The 19533-nt window shown below is 69.6% G+C and carries 18 protein-coding genes; 10 read left to right on the top strand and 8 right to left on the bottom strand.

Annotated elements, in window-relative coordinates; all coding sequences use genetic code 11:
- Nucleotides 1-3: 3 nt before the first annotated feature.
- Genes HWY45_RS10540 through HWY45_RS10515 form a run of 6 tightly spaced genes read left to right on the top strand, consistent with a single transcriptional unit; the run spans nucleotide 4 to nucleotide 6450 of the window.
- A complete protein-coding gene (locus tag HWY45_RS10540) occupies nucleotides 4-1017 on the top strand; it encodes a type II secretion system F family protein (RefSeq protein ID WP_059886144.1) in 1014 nt (337 codons plus the stop codon).
- Between the two features lie 23 nt (nucleotides 1018-1040).
- On the top strand, nucleotides 1041-1919 hold the full coding sequence (locus HWY45_RS10535; RefSeq protein ID WP_059886254.1) for a tetratricopeptide repeat protein: 879 nt from the start codon (nucleotides 1041-1043) through the stop codon (nucleotides 1917-1919).
- Between the two features lie 23 nt (nucleotides 1920-1942).
- A complete protein-coding gene (locus HWY45_RS10530) occupies nucleotides 1943-2278 on the top strand; it encodes a DUF3613 domain-containing protein (RefSeq protein WP_059886141.1) in 336 nt (111 codons plus the stop codon).
- 7 nt (nucleotides 2279-2285) lie between these two features.
- Nucleotides 2286-4277: a pilus assembly protein TadG-related protein gene (locus tag HWY45_RS10525; RefSeq protein ID WP_170304074.1), complete on the top strand. Its 1992-nt coding sequence runs from the start codon at nucleotides 2286-2288 to the stop codon at nucleotides 4275-4277.
- A 15-nt stretch (nucleotides 4278-4292) separates the two neighbouring features.
- Nucleotides 4293-5684, top strand: a complete 1392-nt coding sequence (locus tag HWY45_RS10520) for a sigma 54-interacting transcriptional regulator (protein WP_059560233.1) — start codon at nucleotides 4293-4295, stop codon at nucleotides 5682-5684.
- A 55-nt stretch (nucleotides 5685-5739) separates the two neighbouring features.
- Nucleotides 5740-6450: a DUF2968 domain-containing protein gene (locus HWY45_RS10515; RefSeq protein ID WP_059886137.1), complete on the top strand. Its 711-nt coding sequence runs from the start codon at nucleotides 5740-5742 to the stop codon at nucleotides 6448-6450.
- A 105-nt stretch (nucleotides 6451-6555) separates the two neighbouring features.
- Here the strand turns inward: HWY45_RS10515 and hfq are convergent, their stop codons facing one another.
- A complete protein-coding gene (gene hfq, locus HWY45_RS10510) occupies nucleotides 6556-7098 on the bottom strand; it encodes an RNA chaperone Hfq (RefSeq protein ID WP_059560236.1) in 543 nt (180 codons plus the stop codon).
- Between the two features lie 294 nt (nucleotides 7099-7392).
- Here hfq and HWY45_RS10505 point away from each other — a divergent pair, with 294 nt between their 5' ends.
- Complete coding sequence (locus HWY45_RS10505) at nucleotides 7393-7680, top strand: PXPV repeat protein (protein ID WP_124480441.1); 288 nt, start codon at nucleotides 7393-7395, stop codon at nucleotides 7678-7680.
- Between the two features lie 12 nt (nucleotides 7681-7692).
- Here HWY45_RS10505 and HWY45_RS10500 read toward each other — a convergent pair whose 3' ends face one another.
- The 4 genes from HWY45_RS10500 to HWY45_RS10485 all read right to left on the bottom strand — a co-directional run bounded on the left by HWY45_RS10500 (nucleotide 7693) and on the right by HWY45_RS10485 (nucleotide 12722).
- Nucleotides 7693-8625, bottom strand: coding sequence for a DUF1571 domain-containing protein (locus HWY45_RS10500; protein WP_059886133.1), 933 nt, complete (start codon nucleotides 8623-8625; stop codon nucleotides 7693-7695).
- 28 nt (nucleotides 8626-8653) lie between these two features.
- Nucleotides 8654-10408, bottom strand: coding sequence for an AMP-binding protein (locus tag HWY45_RS10495; RefSeq protein ID WP_059807307.1), 1755 nt, complete (start codon nucleotides 10406-10408; stop codon nucleotides 8654-8656).
- 55 nt (nucleotides 10409-10463) lie between these two features.
- Nucleotides 10464-11285, bottom strand: coding sequence for a TetR/AcrR family transcriptional regulator (locus HWY45_RS10490; protein ID WP_059560244.1), 822 nt, complete (start codon nucleotides 11283-11285; stop codon nucleotides 10464-10466).
- Between the two features lie 216 nt (nucleotides 11286-11501).
- Nucleotides 11502-12722, bottom strand: a complete 1221-nt coding sequence (locus HWY45_RS10485) for an MFS transporter (RefSeq protein WP_059560830.1) — start codon at nucleotides 12720-12722, stop codon at nucleotides 11502-11504.
- Nucleotides 12723-12995: 273 nt separating this feature from the next.
- Between HWY45_RS10485 and HWY45_RS10480 the strand changes: the two genes are divergently transcribed.
- From HWY45_RS10480 to HWY45_RS10470, 3 genes are all read left to right on the top strand, one after another.
- Entirely contained in the window at nucleotides 12996-13538 is a 543-nt protein-coding gene (locus tag HWY45_RS10480) for a GNAT family N-acetyltransferase (protein WP_059886131.1), read from the top strand.
- 130 nt (nucleotides 13539-13668) lie between these two features.
- Nucleotides 13669-14295 (top strand): ParB-like protein, encoded by a 627-nt coding sequence (locus tag HWY45_RS10475; RefSeq protein ID WP_059807124.1) that lies wholly within the window; start codon nucleotides 13669-13671, stop codon nucleotides 14293-14295.
- A gap of 22 nt (nucleotides 14296-14317) precedes the next feature.
- On the top strand, nucleotides 14318-16036 hold the full coding sequence (locus HWY45_RS10470; RefSeq protein WP_059886129.1) for a SulP family inorganic anion transporter: 1719 nt from the start codon (nucleotides 14318-14320) through the stop codon (nucleotides 16034-16036).
- A gap of 6 nt (nucleotides 16037-16042) precedes the next feature.
- Here HWY45_RS10470 and HWY45_RS10465 read toward each other — a convergent pair whose 3' ends face one another.
- The 3 genes from HWY45_RS10465 to HWY45_RS10455 are packed head-to-tail and all read right to left on the bottom strand — an operon-like array spanning nucleotide 16043 to nucleotide 19531.
- Nucleotides 16043-17062, bottom strand: a complete 1020-nt coding sequence (locus HWY45_RS10465; RefSeq protein WP_063895676.1) for an aldose epimerase family protein — start codon at nucleotides 17060-17062, stop codon at nucleotides 16043-16045.
- A gap of 46 nt (nucleotides 17063-17108) precedes the next feature.
- Nucleotides 17109-18596 carry a glucose-6-phosphate dehydrogenase gene (zwf, locus tag HWY45_RS10460; RefSeq protein ID WP_059886127.1) on the bottom strand — a complete coding sequence of 496 codons (1488 nt, stop codon included), beginning with the start codon at nucleotides 18594-18596 and terminating at the stop codon, nucleotides 17109-17111.
- Entirely contained in the window at nucleotides 18593-19531 is a 939-nt protein-coding gene (locus HWY45_RS10455) for a carbohydrate kinase family protein (protein ID WP_059807294.1), read from the bottom strand. The genes zwf and HWY45_RS10455 overlap by 4 nt, the downstream gene beginning before the upstream one ends.
- Between the last annotated feature and the right edge of the window lie 2 nt (nucleotides 19532-19533).

The raw sequence follows: 19533 nt of genomic DNA, 5'->3' as shown, positions 1-19533 counted from the left end.
GCGATGACGCCCAACCAACTCGGATCGATTGCGCTCGCGCTCGGCGCCCTCGGCGTGCTGCTGCTGGCGTGGCTGGCGCTGCGGCGCGCGGGCACCGAAACGCGCAGCCGCCGCGCGCTCGCCGACGCGCTCGAGCGCCGTGCGGCCACGCTCGCGGCAGCGGGCGCGCGCGCGGTGCCGGACGGCGCCGCGCCGCGGCCTGCGAAGGGCGATACGCCGGCCGCCGCCGGGCGGCGCGCGCGCGTGGCGCACCTGCTCGAACGGCTGTCGGCGGCCGGCACCCGCTGGCTCGATACGGGGGTCGGCCGGCACGTCGTCGCCGAAGAGGACCGCCGGATGCTCGAGCAGTGCGGCTACGTGGATGCGCGCTCGCGCGGGCTGTTCCTGAGCGCGCGGATCGTCGGTGCGCTGGTCGTGCCGGTGCTGTTCGTCGCCTTCGTCGGCCCGCACCTGCAGGGCGGCCGCTGGGTGCTCGGCTTCGTGCTCGCGTTCGTCACGGGCTTCATGCTGCCGAAAGCCTACGTCCGGCGCCGCGCGGGCAAGCGTTGCCAGGCCGTCGTCGACGAACTGCCGCTGCTGGTCGACATGCTGCGCCTGCTGCAGGGCGTCGGCCTGTCGCTCGACCAGAGCATCCAGGTGGTGACCAACGACTTCCGCGGGATGATGCCGGTGCTGTCGTCGGAGATGGGCATCGCGCAGCGGCAGTTCGCGGCGGGGCGCACGCGCGAGCAATCGCTGCAGCGGCTGGCGTCGGGTTACGACAACGAGGACCTGCGCGCGATCGTGCGCCTGATGATCCAGGTCGACAAGCATGGCGGCGCGGTGCAGGAGCCGCTCAAGCAGTTCGGCGACCGGCTGCGCGAAGCGCGCCGCGCGATGCTGCGCGAGCGCATCGGCCGCCTGACGGTGAAGATGACGGGCGTCATGATCCTCACGCTGCTGCCGGCGCTGCTGATCGTGACGGCCGGCCCGGGGATGATTTCGGTGTTGCGCGCGCTGTCGATGGCGCACCAATGACACGGCGCACGGAAGGAACCAAGATGAAGCGGATCGGTGGAATCGCGAAACGGGCGGGCGTGGCGGCGATGATCGTGCTGCTCGGCGCGTGCTCGACCTTCAAGGAAAGCGGCTACGGCGTCGGCGCGCAGGCCGAGCGCGCCGCGCTGATGGATGCGGCGGGCCAGAAGCAGGCCGCCCCCGATACGCCCGGCATGTATCTCGGCCTGATCGAGCGGATGCAGTCGCAAGGCCTGTATTACGCGTCGCTCGCGCACATCGACGCGTACGAGAAGCAGTACGGCGGTTCGCCGGAGTCGATCCTGCTGCGCGCGGACGCATTGCGCATGACCGACCAGCCGGCTGCGAGCGCGGCCGTCTACACGCAGCTGCTGAACACGCCGCTTGCCGCGCGCGGCTATCGCGGGCTCGGGCTGATCGCCGGTGCCGCGGGCGACTTCGAGCGCGCCGCGCAGGCGCTGTCGCAGGCGTCGGTGCTCGCGCCGACCGACGCGTCGATGCTGTCCGACCTCGCGTACGCGAAGCTGCGCTGCGGCGACGTGCCGGGCGCGCGCGTGCCGTTGATGAAGGCCATCGAGCTCAACCAGAACAACCCGAAGATCGTCAGCAACCTGGCGCTGTACCTGCTCGTGTCGGGCCGCGCGCACGACGCGCAGAAGCTGATGGGCCAGCAGAAGCTGCCGACGGAGATCCGCAACGACATCCGCAGCGACGCAACGCGGATCGCCGCGGCCGCGCGTACGTGGCGGCGGCCGGCGCCCGCGTCGGCTGCGGCGGCGGCGGCCGGCTCGGGCAGCGTCGTCGACGTGTCAGGCAGCAACGCCGCGCAGCGCGCGTCGCCGGTGGCGAGCATCCAGGGATTCGATCAAACCGCGCCGATGCTGCAGCGGTTCGCACAATGACAGGACGTTCCGGGGGAAACGACATGACCGATCACCACAAGAACCTCGCCCGGCGTGCGGTCGTGCGCCGCGTCGCCGCGCTGGTCGCGCTGCTCGGCGCGACGGCGGCCGCGCATGGCCAGCGGCTGACCGGAACCGCGGCCGACATCGGCCGCTCGACCGAAACGTGGCTCGCGCTGCAACGCGACAACCGGGCCGCCGGCGCGGACCTGCCGATGCTCGGCGACGCTGCTTCGCTCACGTACCAGCGCTATCTCGACTCGTTCAAGAACAAGATTCCGGACACGCTGGGCTCGCCGCTGGGTTCCAGCGGCGGCGGCGCGGCGGCCGGCGGGCAGGGCGCGATGCAGTCGAATTGACATGACGATGAGCGCGGTTCGTTTCCTCGGATGCCGCCCGGCCGGGCGCGACCGCCCGCGGATGGGCGGCCAGCGCGGCGCCGTGTCGGTGCTTGCGACCGTGTGGATCCTCGTCGCGCTGGTGACGCTCGGCACGATCGACATCGGCAACCTGTTCTATCAGCGGCGCGACATGCAGCGGATCGCGGATATGGCGGCGCTGGCCGCCGTGCAGTCGCTCGATCCGTCGGACACGTCTTGCGCGGCGGCAGGCGCGGCCGCGCTGAACAATGCGCGGGCGAACGATTCGAACGCGGTCGGCACGGGCGCGCCGTCGCGCGGGCAGGACCAGGTCGCGGCGACCTGCGGCCGCTGGGATCCGCAGGTCTATGCGAGCCTGCCGGCCTATTACGCGGCGGCCGCGAGCGGGATGACGCAGCTCAACGCGACGCAGGTGACGGTCACGCGCACGATGCGCTATTCGTTCCTCGGCGTGCTCTCGGCGCTCGGCGCGGGGCCTGGCACCGTGTCGGCCACGTCGACCGCGCGCGCGAGCGCGATCGACACGTTTTCGGTCAGCGCGACGCTCGCGAGCGTCAATCCGGTCTGGCTCAACGGCATCCTGTCCGCGCTGCTCGGCACGAGCGTCAACCTGACGCTCGCCGACTACCAGTCGCTCGCGAGCGCGAACATCAAGCTCGCGGGAATCTCGACGGCGTTGGGCGCGGGGTCGGTCAACGGGCTCGTGAACCTGGCGGTGTCGATGCCGACGCTGGTCGGGAATCTCGGCGCGTATGTCGGCGCGGTGACGCCGGGCGGCACCAACAGCACCGGCTACGTGGCGCAGCTCACGGCCGCGTCGTCGGCGCTCGGCAAGCTCGCGAGTGCGGGTGTCGGCAATACGACCGTCGTGATCGCGAATGCGTCCAACGCGCTGCTCAATATCAGCCTCGGCAATCCGCAGTCGGGCGCCGATGCGACGGTCAACCTGCTCGATCTGCTGACGACGGCCGCGCAGGTCGCCGCGTACAACAAGGGGCAGGCGGTGTCGCTGAACACCGGCGTCACGCTGCCGCTCGGGGCGACCGGCTTCAACGTCGTGAAGCTGCAGTTGCAGGTGCTGAGCCCGCCGTCGATCGCGATCGGCGAGGCGGGACAGTTGCCGGACGGGACATGGCGCACGCAGGCGTCGTCCGCGCAGATCGGGTTGTATCTGAATGTGCAGACGCCGACGATTACGCTCGGCACGGGCGCACTGCTGGGGCCGCTGGGCTTGAGCGGCTTGCTGGATATTTCCGCGTCGCTGAGCGGCATCAATCTGCCGATCTACCTGCTGGTGGGCGGGCCGGCTGTCGCCAGCCTCGCCGCGACGAAGTGCGGTTCGGCCTCGACGCCGAGCACGACGACGATCCTTGCCACGCCGGGGATCGCGAAGCTGTGCATCAGCGCACCGCCTTCCGGGACGCTGAACCTGTCCAACGTGAGCAGTTGCCCGGCCGCGGGCACGCTGCAACTGCTGAATCTCACGGCTTCGGCCACGCTGCTGGGCATCGGCACGACGCAGTCCGTGCCGGTGTCCGCGTCGATCTCGAACCCGGTGCTGCAGATCGTCGGCAGTACGTACGCGAGTGCGCCTTACGGGAGCTACCCGACGACCTCGCCTTACCATTTCTGCAACGCGGCGAGCGGCCTGTCGACGCCGGTGTCCTGCGGTAGCGGCTGGATGACGCCGTCCACCGCGGCGAACCAGAACAGCTACTGGACGACGTACGTGAACAACCTCGGCGCGTCGCTCGGCACGGCACTCGGCAACATCAACCTGAACTCCGTCACGATACTCGGCATCACCGTGCCGCTCGGCCCGCTGCTCAGCACGATCGGCAACCTCGTGCTGCAACCCGTGCTGTCGTCGCTCGATGCCTTGCTCGTACCGATCCTGAGCCTGCTCGGCGTCCAGGTGGGCCAGGCGACCGTGCATCAGATGTCGCTGACCTGCAATGCCGCGCAACTCGTCAACTGAAGAATCATCCGAAGAATGAGAACCACGCCCGCAATCGAAGAGCTCGACCTGTACGTCTGGGAAGGCAAGGCGGACATCGTCGACCGGGTCGCCCGCTGCATGGCGAGCTTCGACGTCGAAGTGATCCGCGCCGACAACGCGGAACTGTCGCCCGAGCGCGCCGCGATGCGCCCGTCGCTGGCGATCATCAGCGTGACGATGATCGAAAGCGGCACCGCGTTCCTGCGCGACTGGCAAGCCAACATCGGCATGCCGGTCGTGTGGGTCGGCGCGGCGCGCGACCACGACGCGTCGCAGTATCCGCCCGAGTATTCGCACATCCTGCCGCTCGACTTCACCTGCGCCGAACTGCGCGGGATGGTCGGCAAGCTCGTCACGCAGCTGCGCGCGCACGCCGCGGAGACGCTGCAGCCGTCCGAACTCGTCGCGCATTCGGAATCGATGCAGGCGCTGCTGCGCGAAGTCGATACGTTCGCGGACTGCGATACCAACGTGCTGCTGCACGGCGAAACCGGCGTCGGCAAGGAGCGCATCGCGCAACTGCTGCACGACAAGCACTCGCGCTACCGGCTCGGCGAATTCGTGCCCGTTAACTGCGGCGCGATTCCGGACGGCCTGTTCGAATCGCTGTTCTTCGGGCATGCGAAAGGCTCGTTCACCGGCGCGGTTGTTGCGCATAAAGGCTACTTCGAGCAGGCGGCGGGCGGCACGCTGTTCCTCGACGAGGTGGGCGACCTGCCGCTGTACCAGCAGGTGAAGCTGCTGCGCGTGCTCGAGGACGGCGCGGTGCTGCGCGTCGGCGCGACCTCGCCGATCAAGGTCGATTTCCGCCTGGTCGCGGCGAGCAACAAGAAGCTGCCGCAGCTCGTGAAGGAAGGGCTGTTCCGCGCGGACCTGTACTACCGGCTCGCGGTGATCGAGCTGAGCATCCCGTCGCTCGAGGAGCGGGGCGCGGTCGACAAGATCGCGCTGTTCAAGTCGTTCGTCGCGCAGGTGGTCGGCGACGAGCGGCTCGCGCAGCTTCCGGACCTGCCGTACTGGCTCGCGGAAGCCGTCGCCGACAGCTATTTCCCCGGCAACGTGCGGGAACTGCGCAACCTCGCCGAGCGCGTCGGCGTGACGGTGCGGCAGACGGGCGGCTGGGACGCCGCGCGGCTGCAGCGGCTGGTCGCACATGCGCGCAGCGCCGCGCAGCCGGTGCCGGCGGAGAGCGTGGCCGAGGTGTTCGTCGACCGCAGCAAGTGGGACATGAGCGAGCGCAGCCGCGTGATCGCCGCACTCGACGCGAACGGCTGGCGGCGCCAGGATACCGCGCAGCAACTCGGCATCAGCCGCAAGGTGCTGTGGGAAAAAATGCGCAAGTATCAGATCTTCGACGAGGAGCCCGAGACCCGCGAAAGCGAGTAATTAATGCGATAATGCGCCGCAGAATTACAACGACTTGGAGCGGGAATTTCATTTCATGAGCCAGATTACGGGGTTGGGTTTGGGACGGGCGTGCGCGGTGCTCGCCTTGATTGGCGGCATGCAGGGCGCGTACGCGCAAGGATTGGCCGACTCGGCGCCGGCCGCACAGCCGGTGCAGGCCGCATCGGCGCCGGTGGTCGCGATTCCGTCGGTCGACGCGCAGGGGCAAACGCAGATGCAGGCCGGTGACACGACCGGCCCCAGCACGGTCGACGAGCTGCAGCGCCTGATCCAGGCGCACACGCTGACGGAAATGCGCACCGCCTACAACGGCAGCTACGGCGCGAGCCTGCTGTTCAACGTGAAGGACGGCGCCTATTTCGTCGCGCTGTTCCAGCAGAAGGCATTCTGGCGCGTGATCAAGACGTACAGCGACGTGCGGGCCGAAGCGATCTATCGCGATTTCTCGCGCCAGGCCGAGCATCTGGCCGTCAACGAACTGCGTGCGGCGAAGCTGGAATCGCAGAAGGCGCAGACGGACCGCCAGATCGCCGTGACGCAGGAGCGGGCGCGGCGCCTGCAGGCGGACCTGTCGATCGCACGCGAGCAGCAGGCGGCTGTCGCGGATCGCCAGAAGACGGTGCGCGGCGAAACCGTGGCGCTGCAGTCGCAGCAGGCGGAGCTCAAGTCGCAGCTGCGCGCGTTGCAGCAGCAGGTGCGTGCATTGCAGCGCGAGGCCGATGCCGGCCTGCCGGCTGCGCACTGAGCTGAGCGAAGCGGCCGGCGCATGCGGCGACATGCCGCGCCGGCGCGATGAAGAAAAAAGGGCAAACCCGCGGGTTTGCCCTTTTGCTTTTGACTGGCTGGCGCCTTACTGGCCGTCCGGCACGATGCGCCGACGGCGGGTGACGATCACCGGCCCGTTGCCGTTGCCGCTGCCGGGCGATGCCGGGGCGTCGCCCGAATCGCGCGGTGCGCCGTAGCTCTCGCGCGGCGTGTAGCCTTCGCGCGGCTCGCGGGGTTCACGCGGCTCGCGCGGCGCGCCGTAGCCTTCGCGGGGCTCGCGCGAACCGTAGTCGCCGCGCGACTCGCGGGAGCCGCCATGCGAGCCGTACGGGCTGTGGCCGCCGCCTTCACGGCCGCCGGGGCGCCCGCCGCCGCCCGTGCGCGGGCCGCGCGAACCGCCGCCGCCCGGGCGCGAACCGCCGGTGTCGAGCTGGATGGTGGAAATCGCACGCTTGTAGATGCCTTGCAAACCCACGGGGGTGCGCAGCATCACCAGGTACTGGTCGAACGACTCGATGCAACCCGTCAGACGAATGCCGTTGACGAGATAGATCTCGACGCGCTTGCGTTCCTTGCGCGCGGAATTGATGAAGTCGTTTTGCGGATGGGATTCTGCGGGATTGGCCATTGAGATGCGGCAGGAGCCTGCGTCAGAAAGTATGTTGTGCGTGTGTGTGGCGTGGAATCCACAAAGTGTTTGGCGGGATTCTACCCTGTTCGATCCGGATGCGCGCGGTCGTGATTGTGTCGAACCGTAACCCACTATAGACGCTTCCACGCGATTTCGCGATTCGGTCAAACGGCTAGCGGTGCATTGTTACGTCGCGTTACGACTCTCGCAGGACCGTTGCACCTGGCGGCGCGCCGCTCGGCTAGAGTCGTCGCGCATGCCGGTCGAGCCGGCTTATCAGAGGTCCAGAACATGAACAAGAGGCGAATGGCAGTGTGGGGCGGCGCCGTTGCGTTGCTGGCGTCCGCGGCGTCCGGCAGTGCGATGGCGGGCCATGTCGACGTCGCGGTCGGGATCGGCCTGCCGGTCGCGCCGGTCTATGTCGAGCCGGCGCCGGTCTATGTGGCGCCGCAGCCGGCAGTGGTCGCGTACCCGGGCTACGGTTACGGCTACTACGACGAAGACGACGATCGCTACCGCAAGTGGCGCAAGCATTATTACAAGCACTGGCGCAAGCATCACGGCGACGATGACGATTGAGCGCCGCGCGCGTCAAAACGCGTAGTCCGGGTTCTTCGGGTCGAATGCGGCGTCGTCGAACGACGCCGGTGCGATCTTCTCGATCACGATCCGCTCGAACACCCGGCCGTCGTTGTCATACGATTCGACGGTCCGGAAATAGGGCTCGCGCAGGTCGAGCCCCAGAATCTCCTTCTTCGCATAGAACTGCGGCCGGCCGGTCGGCGTTTCGTAGGTCAGCGCGACGACGCGCACGCCGCCGACCGTCTTCGCCTCCACACGGGTCGGGCGCTGCACGCCCGCTTCCAGGTATTTCCTTCCCTCGGTCAGGTACAGGTTCGCGATGAACTCGGTGCCGAGATCCTTCACCTGGTGATTCGACTGCGCGCGCGCGAGCGTGCCGTCGAGCGCCGTCCACATCGGCAGCTTGCCGAGCAGGCCGCCGAGGTGCCCAACCATCTCGTCCTTGCGCCGCGTCGTGTCGTAGATGATCTCCTGGCCGGCATGCGCGCCGTCCGGCAGCCATTTCGCATAGACCCTGAGCGGCTCGCGCGTGGTTCGGACCAGCATCCGGTCGGGCGTGTCCGACCATTTCCCGTTGATGCGTTCCTGGCGGACCATCGTGAATTGATACGACGGATAGCCGTTCGGCCCCTGGCGGATGTATTCGGGCACGGCGAGCGGGTCGAGCGCCGCGAACAGCGCGGCAAGCGTCGCGTCGTCGAGCTTCGCGAGCGTGCCCTGGCGCGCGGCGGCTCGCAGCCAGCGCGCCTGCTGCGCGGCCGGCTGATGGGTCACGTTCGCGAGATCGGCGGGCAGGGTGGCCGCGTCGTGCGCGGCCGGCGCCGCGCGTGCGGCCTCCTGCGCGCGCACGCCGGGCAGGGCGAGCGCCAGCGCGGCGGCGAGCGCGGCGACGGCTGCGTGTCGGCGCAGCGGCCGCGCGTGCCGCCCGGTGGATCGAGTCATCGGTGGCGTCTCCGGAAGCGGCCGGTGTTCAACTGCGCGAAGCCGCATTGCGCTTCGCGATTTCCTCGTCGCGCAGCGCGCGGCGCAGGATCTTGCCGACATTGGTCTGCGGCAGCGCGTCGCGGAACTCGACGAACTTCGGCATCTTGTAGCCGGTGAGGTTCTTGCGGCAATGCGCGAGCACGTCGTCGACCGTCAGTGCCGGGTCGCGCCGCACGACGAACACCTTGATCCGCTCGCCCTGCACCTCGTCGGGAATGCCGATCGCCGCCGCCTCGCTGATGCCCGGATGCATCACCAGCACTTCCTCGATCTCGTTCGGATACACGTTGAAGCCCGACACGAGGATCATGTCCTTCTTGCGGTCGATCAGGCGCACGAAGCCGCGCTCGTCCATCACGCCGATGTCGCCGGTGCCGAGCCAGCCGTCGGCATCGATCACCGTGGCGGTTTCGTCGGGGCGCTGCCAGTAGCCGCGCATCACCTGCGGCCCGCGCACGCACAGCTCGCCGGGCTCGCCGATGCCGGCCCAGGTGCCGTCCTCGCGCCGGAAGCGCACGACGGTCGACGGCGCGGGCAGGCCGATCGAGCCGCTGAACGCGGCCATGTCCGCCAGGTCGACCGGGTTCATCGTGACGATCGGCGAGCACTCGGTGAGCCCGTAACCCTCGACGATCGGCCGGCCCGTCACCTGCTGGAAGCGTTCGGCGACCGCGCGCTGCATCGCCATGCCGCCCGCCATCGCGAGCTTGAGCTTCGAGAAATCGCGCTTGCGGAATTCCTCGTCGTCGAGGAACGCGTTGTACAGCGTGTTGATGCCGGTGATGCCCGTGAAGGTTTCGTGACGGATGATCTTCATCACCATCTTCGTGTCGCGCGGGTTGGCGATCAGGATGTTGCGCCCGCCGAGCCCCATGAAGATGAATGCGTTCACCGTCAGCGAATAGATGTGATACAGCGGCAGCGGCGTGAGCACCGTCTCGATGTCGCCCGAAACCTGATCGGCGATCCACGCCTTCGCCTGCAGCAGGTTCGCGATCAGGTTGCCGTGCGTGAGCATCGCGCCTTTCGCGACGCCCGTCGTGCCGCCCGTGTACTGCAGGAACGCGAGATCGTCGCGCGTGAGCGGCACGGGCTGCGGCGTGCCGCGCGCGCCGAGCGCGAGCGCCGAGCGCAGCTGCACGGCCTGCGGCAGGTGATAGGGCGGCACGAGCTTCTTCACGTGCTTCAGCACGAAATTGATGAGCCGGCCCTTCGCGTTGAAGCCGTCCGCGAGCAGGTCGCCGAGCGCGGTGACGAGCACGTTCTTCACCTGCGTTTCCGGCAGCGCGTCCTGCAGCGTGCGCGCGAAGTTCTCGAACACGACGATCGTCTGCGCGCCGCTGTCCTTCAGCTGATGCGCGAGCTCGCGCGCCGTGTACAGCGGATTGACGTTGACGACGATCGCGCCGGCCTTCAGCGTGCCGAACAGCGCGACCGGATACTGGAACGTGTTGGGCAGCATGATCGCGACGCGGTCGCCCGGCTTCACGCCGATGCTCTGCAGATACGACGCGAACGCGGCCACCTTCTGCGCGAGCGCGCGATAGGTCAGCGACGCGCCGGCGCTCACGTACGCGACACGCTCGGCGAACTGCGCCGTGCATTCGTCGAAGAACTGCACGAGCGACGCATACTGCGTGACGTCGATCTCGCGGGGCACGCCGGGCGGATACGACGCGTACCAGACGCCGTCGGTGTTCGGCGGCGTCTGCGCGGCGGCTGGCGCTGCGGAAGCGGACATGGTGGTCTCCAGGATCATGAGGATGAGGCCGCGCGCACGGCGCGGCCGCGTGCGGTCAGGTGGCGGGGTGCAGCGTCGCGTCGTCGGCGGGCGAGTCCGCCGGCAAGGTGGGCAGCGCGGGCGGCGCGGCCGGCGCGTCGTTCGCGCCGGCGTCGTCGAGCACCGCCGCGAAGATCGCGAGTTGCGCGCTGTCGGGCATCGGCGCCTTCAGCGCGGCGACGATCAGCGACGACAGGCGCGCGATCATCTGCACGTCGTCCATCGTGCGGCCCTGCGAGAACTCGTCGATCAGGCTTTCGGTCTCGGCGCCCGCGAGCGCGCCGGACAGCGCGCCGATCGCGAAGTGCAGCCGCCAGCCGAGCTCCGTGCGCGGCAGGTACGGCAGCGCGCGCTGGAACGAATCGAAGAAGCGGACGGCGACGCTCGCGTAGTGCGCGGTCAGGAAGTTGCGCACGAACGGCGACGGGTCGGTGTACGCGCGGCCGATCAGCCGCAGAAACGCGCGGCCGCCGCGCTCGGGGTCGCGCGACGCCTTCAGCGCGGGAATGAACATCGCGCCGAGCACGTGCTCGCACGTGACGTGCGCGCCGAGCTGCGCGTCGAAGCGATCGAGGATGCGCAGCCGCTCCTGGTTGAGCTGGTCGAGGCGGCGCGACAGCATCGCGTGGATCAGCGCCTCCTTGCTGCCGAAGTGATAGTTGACCGCTGCGAGGTTGACCGCCGCGCGCGACGTGATCTGCCGCATCGACATCGCCTCGAAGCCGTGCTCGACGAACAGATCCTCGGCTGCATCGAGGATGCGCGCCTTGGTGCCGCCGGCCTGCCGACTGCCGGACGGCCGTCCCGCGGACGGCCGCCCCACCTGACCCACTGCCATGTTCCGCCTCCCATGCCGATCGCGCGGCGGCGATCCGGCGATTCGAATTTGTAATTTCAAACAATCGTTTTTATTAAGATAAAAAGACGCGCCGGGCGCGGGCAAGCGCTGAATCTGGACAGAAACCTCTAGATCGATGTGCAGGTGCGGCAAGACGATCGCGTGGCCGCCGCGTGGCGGGCCGCGCGGCATGGTGCGGCGCGTCAAGCGATGGTTTCAGCCGACGCTGCTACGCGTATTGACCGATTGCGTCATGTCGACGCCGCGCCGTTCGGGACTGAACACGATCAGCACGGCGATCACGATCGCGACGGTGCCGCACACGAGCGCGAGCGCGAGGCTGTAGTCGTTGCCGTGCGACACCGCGAGCGACGCCTGCATCGTCGCGTTGCCGGACGCCAGCAGGTTGCCGAGCTGGTAAACGAAGCCGGGGAACGTTGCGCGGATGTCGTCGGGCGAGATCTCGTTCAGGTGCACCGGAATGATGCCCCACGCGCCCTGCACGGAAATCTGCATCAGGAACGCGCCCGCGGCGAGCGCGAGCGGGCCGCTCGAGTACGCCCACAGCGGCAGCACCGGCAGCGCGATCAGCGCGGCGATGAAGATCGTGCGGCGCCGGCCGATCCGTTCGGAGAGCGCGCCGCAGGTGAGCCCGCCGACGATCGCGCCGATGTTCAGCACGATCGTGATCCACGACACGGTATGCGGATCGAAGTGATGCTGCTCGCGCAGGAAGGTCGGGTACAGGTCCTGCGTGCCGTGCGAGAAGAAGTTGAACGCGGTCATCAGCACGACCGCATAGATCGCGAGCTTCCAGTTCTGCCGCAGCGTGGACGCGAGGCTCGGGCGCGGCCGCTGTTCCATCTGCTTCCACGCCGGCGATTCGGGCACGTGCGCGCGCACGTACAGCACGAGCAGCGCGGGCAGCACGCCGATCATGAACATCCCGCGCCAGCCGATGTACTGGTAGAGCACGCCGAACACCACGGACGCGAGCAGGTAGCCGCTCGGGTAGCCGGCCTGCAGCAGCCCCGACACGATGCCGCGCGCATGGGTGGGCACGGTCTCCATCGTCAGCGCGGAGCCGACGCCCCATTCGCCGCCCATCGCGACGCCGAACAGCGCGCGCAGCACGAGCAGCGCGGTCAGGCTCGGCGCGAAGCCCGATGCGAGCTCGATCAGCGAATAGCACGCGATGTTGACCATCAGCGTCGGGCGGCGGCCGAAGCGGTCGGCGAGGCGGCCGAAGATCAGCGCGCCGAGCGGGCGCATCGCGAGCGTCAGCGTCAGCGCGAACGCGACGGCCGGGATGCTCGAATCGAACTCGGCCGCGATGTCCTTCAGCACGAACACCATCAGGAAGAAATCGAATGCGTCGAGCGTCCAGCCGAGATAGGCGGCGATCGTGACGTTGCGTTGCTCGCGGGTCCAGCTCATGGCGGACGTCTCCTCGTTGGCTTGCGCCGTGACGGTTCGCAGCAGCCGCCCGGCCGGCGCGCCGCGCGGGGGCATCATCGAGTGTAGGATGCCGTGCCGCATGCGGCGGCCCGCGCCGCCGCCGAATCGGGAATAATCCCTACGAAATGGTTTGTTTCGCGCCCTGCAATACTCGATCGCGACGCGCCGTGCGCGTGCCGTGTCGTGGTCCTGAAGGGCGGTTGTCATGTATTCGTCAATCGACGGCGCGCATGCGCCGACCCAGGAGCCCCGATGACCGATCGTCCCGCCGTTGCGCTGCCCGTGCTCGAGACCGCCCGCCTGTGGCTGCGGCCGCGCGTGCTCGCCGATCTCGAGGCGTGCCTCGCGATGGATCGCGACCCGGAGGTCACGCGGCACATCGCCGGGCCGTGGCACGACCCGGTCGAGCACCGCCGCTTCGTCGAGCACCGGATCACGCGCGACTATCCGCCCGGGCTCGGCTACTGGTCGATCTTCGAGAAGGCGGCGCCCGACGCGTTCATCGGCTGGATGCTGCTGATTCCCGACTATGCGAACGGCGCGCGCGACATCGAGATCGGCTGGCGGCTGGTGCGCGCGGCGTGGGGGCGGGGCATCGCGAGCGAGGCCGCGGTGGCGATGGTGCGCCATGCGTTCGATACCGTGCGGCTGCCGCGCGTGATCGCCGACATCGCGGCGGCGAACACCGGCTCGCTGAACGTCGCGCGCAAGCTCGGCATGCGCCGCATCGGCGTCGTGCAGGACGGCATTCCTTACGTGCGCCACCGGCTCGAGCGCGACGACCTGCGCGCGTAGCGCGCGTCATGCGGCGCGCGGCAGGTTTTGTCATGGATCGTCAAACCGGGGCACGCGAGGGATGCGCGGTATTAACGCCGCATGCGATCAGGAGTATCGTTGCCGGAATTTGCTTGCAGAGGGAACGATCATGACAATCGGCCGCGATGTTCATCTCATCCCCGTCAAGCTCGACGCGCTGCGCCCGACCCAGATGACGGTCGGCTACCGGGAAGTGAAAGCCAAGCGCAAGCACTGGAAAGCGCTCGGCAAGCGCGAGCGCAAGGCGGCGATCGATTCGCACTGGTTCCCGGCGGTCGTCGGGCCCGACGGCCGGCATTTCATCACCGATCACCATCATCTCGGCCTCGCGCTGATCGAGGAAGGCGAGACGACCGTCAAGGCGATGCTGCTGAAGGACCTGTCGTGGCTCGACGAGACGATCTTCTGGCGGATGATGGAGCACAACCAGTGGGTGCACCCGTTCGGCGCGGACGGTGCGCGTCGCGACTATGCGCAATTGCCGAACGCGCTCACCGGCCTCGAGGACGATCCGTACCGCAGCCTCGCGGGCGAGCTGCGCACGGCGGGCGGCTATGCGAAGGATGCGACGCCGTTCAGCGAATTCCTGTGGGCCGACTTCCTGCGCCAGCACGTGACGCTCGACCAGATCCGCAAGAACTTCGACAAGGCGCTCGCCGCCGCGCTGACCCACGCGCACGAGCAGAACGCGCGCTATCTGCCCGGCTGGTCGGGCGTCATCGTCGCGAAAGGCTGACCCGCGCGCGCCACGCCCCCGCATGACGACCACGCCGAACCATACCGACGCCGGCCCGCAGCATGCGGACCATTTCGCCGCGCTCGATGCGGCGCCGCCGCCGCGCGCGCAGCGGCTCGGCCGCGATGCGCTGGCCGGCGTGTCGATCGCGGGCCTGCTGATCCCGGAAGCGGTTGCATACGCGGGGCTCGCGAACCTGCCGCCGCAGGCCGGCCTGATCGCGCTGCTGTCGGGGCTCGTCGTCTACGCGCTGACGGGCAGCAGCCGGTTCGCGATCGTCTCGTCGACGTCGTCGTCGGCCGCGGTGCTCGCGGCGACGGTGTTCGCCGAGTCGAGCATGGGGCTCGCCGCGCAGCTCGCGCTCGCGGCGGCGCTCGTCGCGATGACGGGCGTGCTGTTCATCCTCGCGGGCGCGTTCCGGCTCGGCGGCATGTCGGACTTCGTCGCGCGGCCGGTGCTGCGCGGCTTCACGTTCGGGCTCGCGCTGACCATCGTGATCAAGCAGCTGCCGAAGATCTTCGCGATCCAGGTGCAGCACAGCGATGCGCCGCGCGTGGCGCTCGACCTCGTCGAAGGCCTCGCGCGGGCGAACTTCGCGAGCGTCGCGCTCGGCGGCGGGGCGCTGGCGCTGTTGTTCGTGCTCGGGCGCCGCTCGCGCGTGCCGGCGACGCTGGTCGTGATCGTGCTGTCGATCGTGGCCGGCTACTTCGTCGACTGGCAGCGCTACGGGATCGCGATCGTCGGGCACATCGATTTCCAGCACATCGCATTCGGCCTGCCGTCGCTCGACCGCAACGCGTGGATGCAGACCACCGAGCTCGCGTTCGCGCTGATGCTGATCCTCTATGCGGAATCCTACGGATCGATCCGCAATTTCGCGCTGAAGCACGGCGACGCGGTGTCGCCGAACCGCGACCTCGTCGCGCTCGGCTGCGCGAATCTCGTGTCGGGGCTGCTGCACGGGATGCCCGTCGGCGCCGGCTATTCGGCGACGTCCGCGAACGAGGCGGCCGGCGCGCAATCGCGCTTCGCCGGGCTGTGGGCGGCCGGCGTGATCGCGCTGATCGTGTGGCTGCTGCTGCCGCAACTGGCGCGCACGCCCGAGCCGGTGCTCGCGGCGATCGTGATCTTCGCGGTCAGCCATTCGCTGCATCCGGCGGTGTTCCGGCCGTACTGGCTGTGGCATCGCGACCGGCTCGTCGTGATCGCCGCGCTGCTCGCGGTGCTGGTGCTCGGCGTGCTGCACGGGCTGCTCGCCGCGATCGGCGTGAGCCTGCTGCTGACGCTGCGCAAGCTGTCGGAGCCGAACGTGAGCGTGCTCGGCCGGCTGCGCGACAGCCACGATTTCGTCGACGTGTCGATTCACGCGGACGCGATGCCGGTGCCCGGCGTGCTGATCGCGCGGCCGGAGGCGCAGCTGTTCTTCGCGAACGCGGACCGGATGCTGAACCGCGTGCGTGCGCTCGTGAAGGCGGCGCCCGATACGCACACGGTGCTGCTGAGCCTCGAGGAGACGCCCGACGTCGACGGCACGACGATCGAATCGCTGCGCACGTTCGCCGCGGAATGCGCGGCGCGCGGCCAGCGCTTCGCGATGGTGCGGCTCAAGCTGCACGCGCTGCATGCGCTGCGTCGCGCGGCGGACGACACGCTGCGCACCGACGCGATGTCGGAGCTGAGCGTCGACGAGAGCCTGCAGCAGCTGCAGGCATCGGGCAGGGTGGCGACGGAGGGCGCCTGACGGGCGTCAGCGCGCGTCGAGCACCTCGAAGCGGTACGCGATCTCGAGCGGTCGCGCCGGATCGAGCGTCACCGCGGTCGCGACGCCGCGCGTATTGATGGGGTTCGGCGCGAGCGACGCGCGGCAGCCGAGCTCGAACGCGCTCGCGACCGGCTCGACGCCGACGCACAGGTTGCGGCCGTTCCAGGGCGCATACGCGCGGCCGCGATTGCTGATCCACAGCAGCAGCGACGGCAGCGCGGCCGCATCCCAGGTGAGCCGGTAGGCGGCGCCGGCCGCGTCGTCGTGCAGCGTCACGCTTCCGTCGATCCCGCACAGCTGCACGATTTCCTCGGTGGCGTCGGCGAACGGCAGCCGGTCGAACGCGCGCCAGCCGCCGTCGGCCAGCGGCACGCGGTCGAGCGTCTCGAACGTCGCGCCGGGCCGGCCGCGCGACACGCCGGGCTCGGGGCCGCCCGGGTGGACCATGCCGAAGCGGAACGCGCCCGGCTCGATCCGGAAGGCGCCGGCGAGCGACGGCAGCGCGAGGTTCGGATGCAGGCCGGCCGGGCGGCGCGCGGCGCTGCGCGCGTCGATCCGCAGCACGATGTCGAGCGCCGCGCGCTGCGGATCGGCGCGGATCGTGCGCGTGACACGCGCGATCGGCGAGCCGGCCGGATAGTCGAGCGCGATCTCGATGTCGTGCGATGTGCGCCGCACGAAGGCCCATTCGCCGATGCATCCGTAGCCATGCTGAAGATCGTCGCTCGCGTCGTGCGCGGCGAGCGGCGTGGCAACCGCGTCGCGCCAGCCGTCGGCGAGGCCGTCCGGCGCGTAGGGCACGCCGAACGGCACGCACGCGAATTCGCTGCGCATCGTGCCGAGCAGGCCGTCGGGCAGCGCGCCCGGTTCGTCGAGCCACGGCGGTTCGTAAAACGGGCGGACGACGCGCGTGCCGCTGTCGAAGGTGACGCCGCCGAGCATGCCGCCGCGTGCATGCACGTCGAATGCACCGTGCGCCCATTCGAGATGCCAGACTGATTCCATGAGGTCGATGCGTGAGTTCAGGAGTCGTTGAGCGGCGTGCCGCCGGTCAGTTTTCTTCTTCGCGCCAGCAGGTGCCGTGCCGCGCGAGCAACGCGCTGGCGGGCGCGGGGCCCCAGCTGCCGGCCGCATACGGCTTCGGCGCTGGCGAGCGCGGCGCGCTGCCGCCGAGGATCGGCGCGACCCAGCGCCACGCGGCTTCCTGCTCGTCGCGGCGCACGAACAGCGCGAGGCGTCCCGCGATCACGTCGAGCAGCAGGCGCTGGTAGGCCTCCATCCGGTTCTGCTGGAAGAAGCGGTCGAACGCGAGATCGAGGTGCACGCCCTGAAGCGTCATGCCGAGCCCCGGCTGCTTCGCGAGCGTGCCGAGCCGGATCGACTCGTCGGGCTGCAGGCGGATCGTCAGCCGGTTCGAGCCGGAGCGCAGCGACGCAGCGCCGAGCGCGGCATGCGGCACCGGGCGGAAGTTGACGACGATCTCCGCGACGCGATCGGCGAGCCGCTTGCCGGTGCGCAGGAAGAACGGCACGCCGGCCCAGCGCCAGTTGTCGACTTCCGCCTTCAACGCGATGAAGGTCTCGGTCGTGCTGCCGGGCATCACGCCCGGTTCGTCGTGGTAGGCCGGCACCGCGACGCCGCGCACCGCGCCCGCGCGATACTGGCCGCGCACGACGCTGCGCGCGATCTCGTCGTCGGCGAGCGGCTTCAGCGCGCGCAGCACGCGCAGCTTCTCGTCGCGCACCGCGTCGGCATCCATCGACTGCGGCGGCTCCATCGCGATGATCGCGAGCAGTTGCAGCAGGTGGTTCTGCACCATGTCGCGCAGCGCGCCGGTCTGGTCGTAGAACGGGCCGCGCCCGCCGACGCCGAGCTCCTCCGCGACGGTGATCTGGATGTTCTCGATCCATTCGCGGCGCCACAGCGGCTCGAACATCACGTTGCCGAAGCGCAGCGCGAACAGGTTCTGCACCGCTTCCTTGCCGAGGTAATGATCGATCCGGTAGATCTGCTCTTCGGAGAAGATCTCGCCGACCGCGTCGTTGATCGCGGCCGACGACGCGAGATCGTAGCCGAGCGGCTTCTCGAGCACGACGCGCGACGACGCCGGCGCGAGGCCGGCCGCCGCGAGCGAGCGGCAGATCGGCACGAACAGCGACGGCCCGGTCGCGAGATAGAAGATGCGCCGGCCCGGTATCGATTCGAGTGCGTCGGCGAGGCGCGCGAACGCGTCCGGCCGGCTCGCGTCGAGCGCGACGTACGCGAGCCGTTCGACGAAGCCGCGCCACGACGCGGCGTCGAACGTTGCGCGCTCGACGTGCGGACGCACGGACGCGTCGACCCAGCGCAGGTATTGCGCATGATCGAACGGGTTCTGCGCGACCGCGACGATGCGTCCGGCGGGCGCGAGCAGGCCGTCGCGATGCGCGGCGTACAGCGCCGGCAGAATCTTGCGCATCGCGAGATCCCCCGTGCCGCCGAACAGCACGAACACGAAAGCCGACGGGTCGCGCGCGGCGCTTGCGTGGGCCGTATTCATCGCGGCACGCCCACGGCCGCGGCCGACGTGTCGAGCAAGGCGGCCACCTCGGCCGCCGTCGGCGCATAGGCGCCCGCGTGCGCGCACGCGACCGACGCGCAGGCGGCCGCGTAGCGCAGGTGCTCGGCGGCCGGCGCGTCGGGGCGCGTGAGGAGGCTCGCCATCCAGCCGCCGACGCTCGCGTCGCCGCAGCCGACGGTATCGGCGACCTCGGTCGGGAAGGCCGGCTGGAACAGCGTGTCGCCGCCATGGAACAGCTGCATGCCGGACGCGCCGCGCGTGACGAGCACGGCCGCGTCGGGCGCCCACGCGCGCAGCTGCGCGAGCGCGGCGGCCTCGTCGAGTTCGGGGAACAGGCCGCCCAGGTCCTCGTCGGACACCTTGATGTAATGGGCGAGGCCGGCCAGCCGGCGCAGCGTCGCGCGATACGACGGATCGGCCATCGGCGCGCGGAAGTTCGGGTCGAACGAGATCCGCTTGCCGGCCGCGCGCGCGGCCTGCGCGATGTCGATCAGCCGCGACGCGAGCGGCTCGCGCACGACGCCGAGCGAGCCGACGTGCACGATCTCGGCGGCGTCGAGCGCGCCGGCGGGCAGCGCGGCCGGGTCGAACGCGAGATCGGCGCTGTTTTCGCCGATGAAGAAGTAGTTCGGCGGCTGCTTCGACACGACCATCGCGAGGAACGGCGCGCGGTCGACCTGGCGCATGAAGCGCATGTCGAGCCCGGCCTCGGCGCTCTTGCGCATCAGCTCGTCGCCGAAGATGTCGCGGCTGACCGTGCCGGCGAAGCCGGTCGGCACGCCGAGCCGCGCGCCGACGCGCGCCACGTTCCAGCACGAGCCGCCGGCGATGCTGTGCCAGTGCTGCGCATCGTCGCGGATGAAGTCGGTCAGCGCTTCGCCGAATACGACCAGGCGGGGGAGGTTCGTCGTCATGT

The organism is Burkholderia stagnalis (assembly GCF_902830275.1).
GTDB lineage: Bacteria > Pseudomonadota > Gammaproteobacteria > Burkholderiales > Burkholderiaceae > Burkholderia > Burkholderia stagnalis.
Note: the sequence above shows the minus strand (reverse complement) of the source record. Positions and strands in the feature narration are given on the sequence as shown.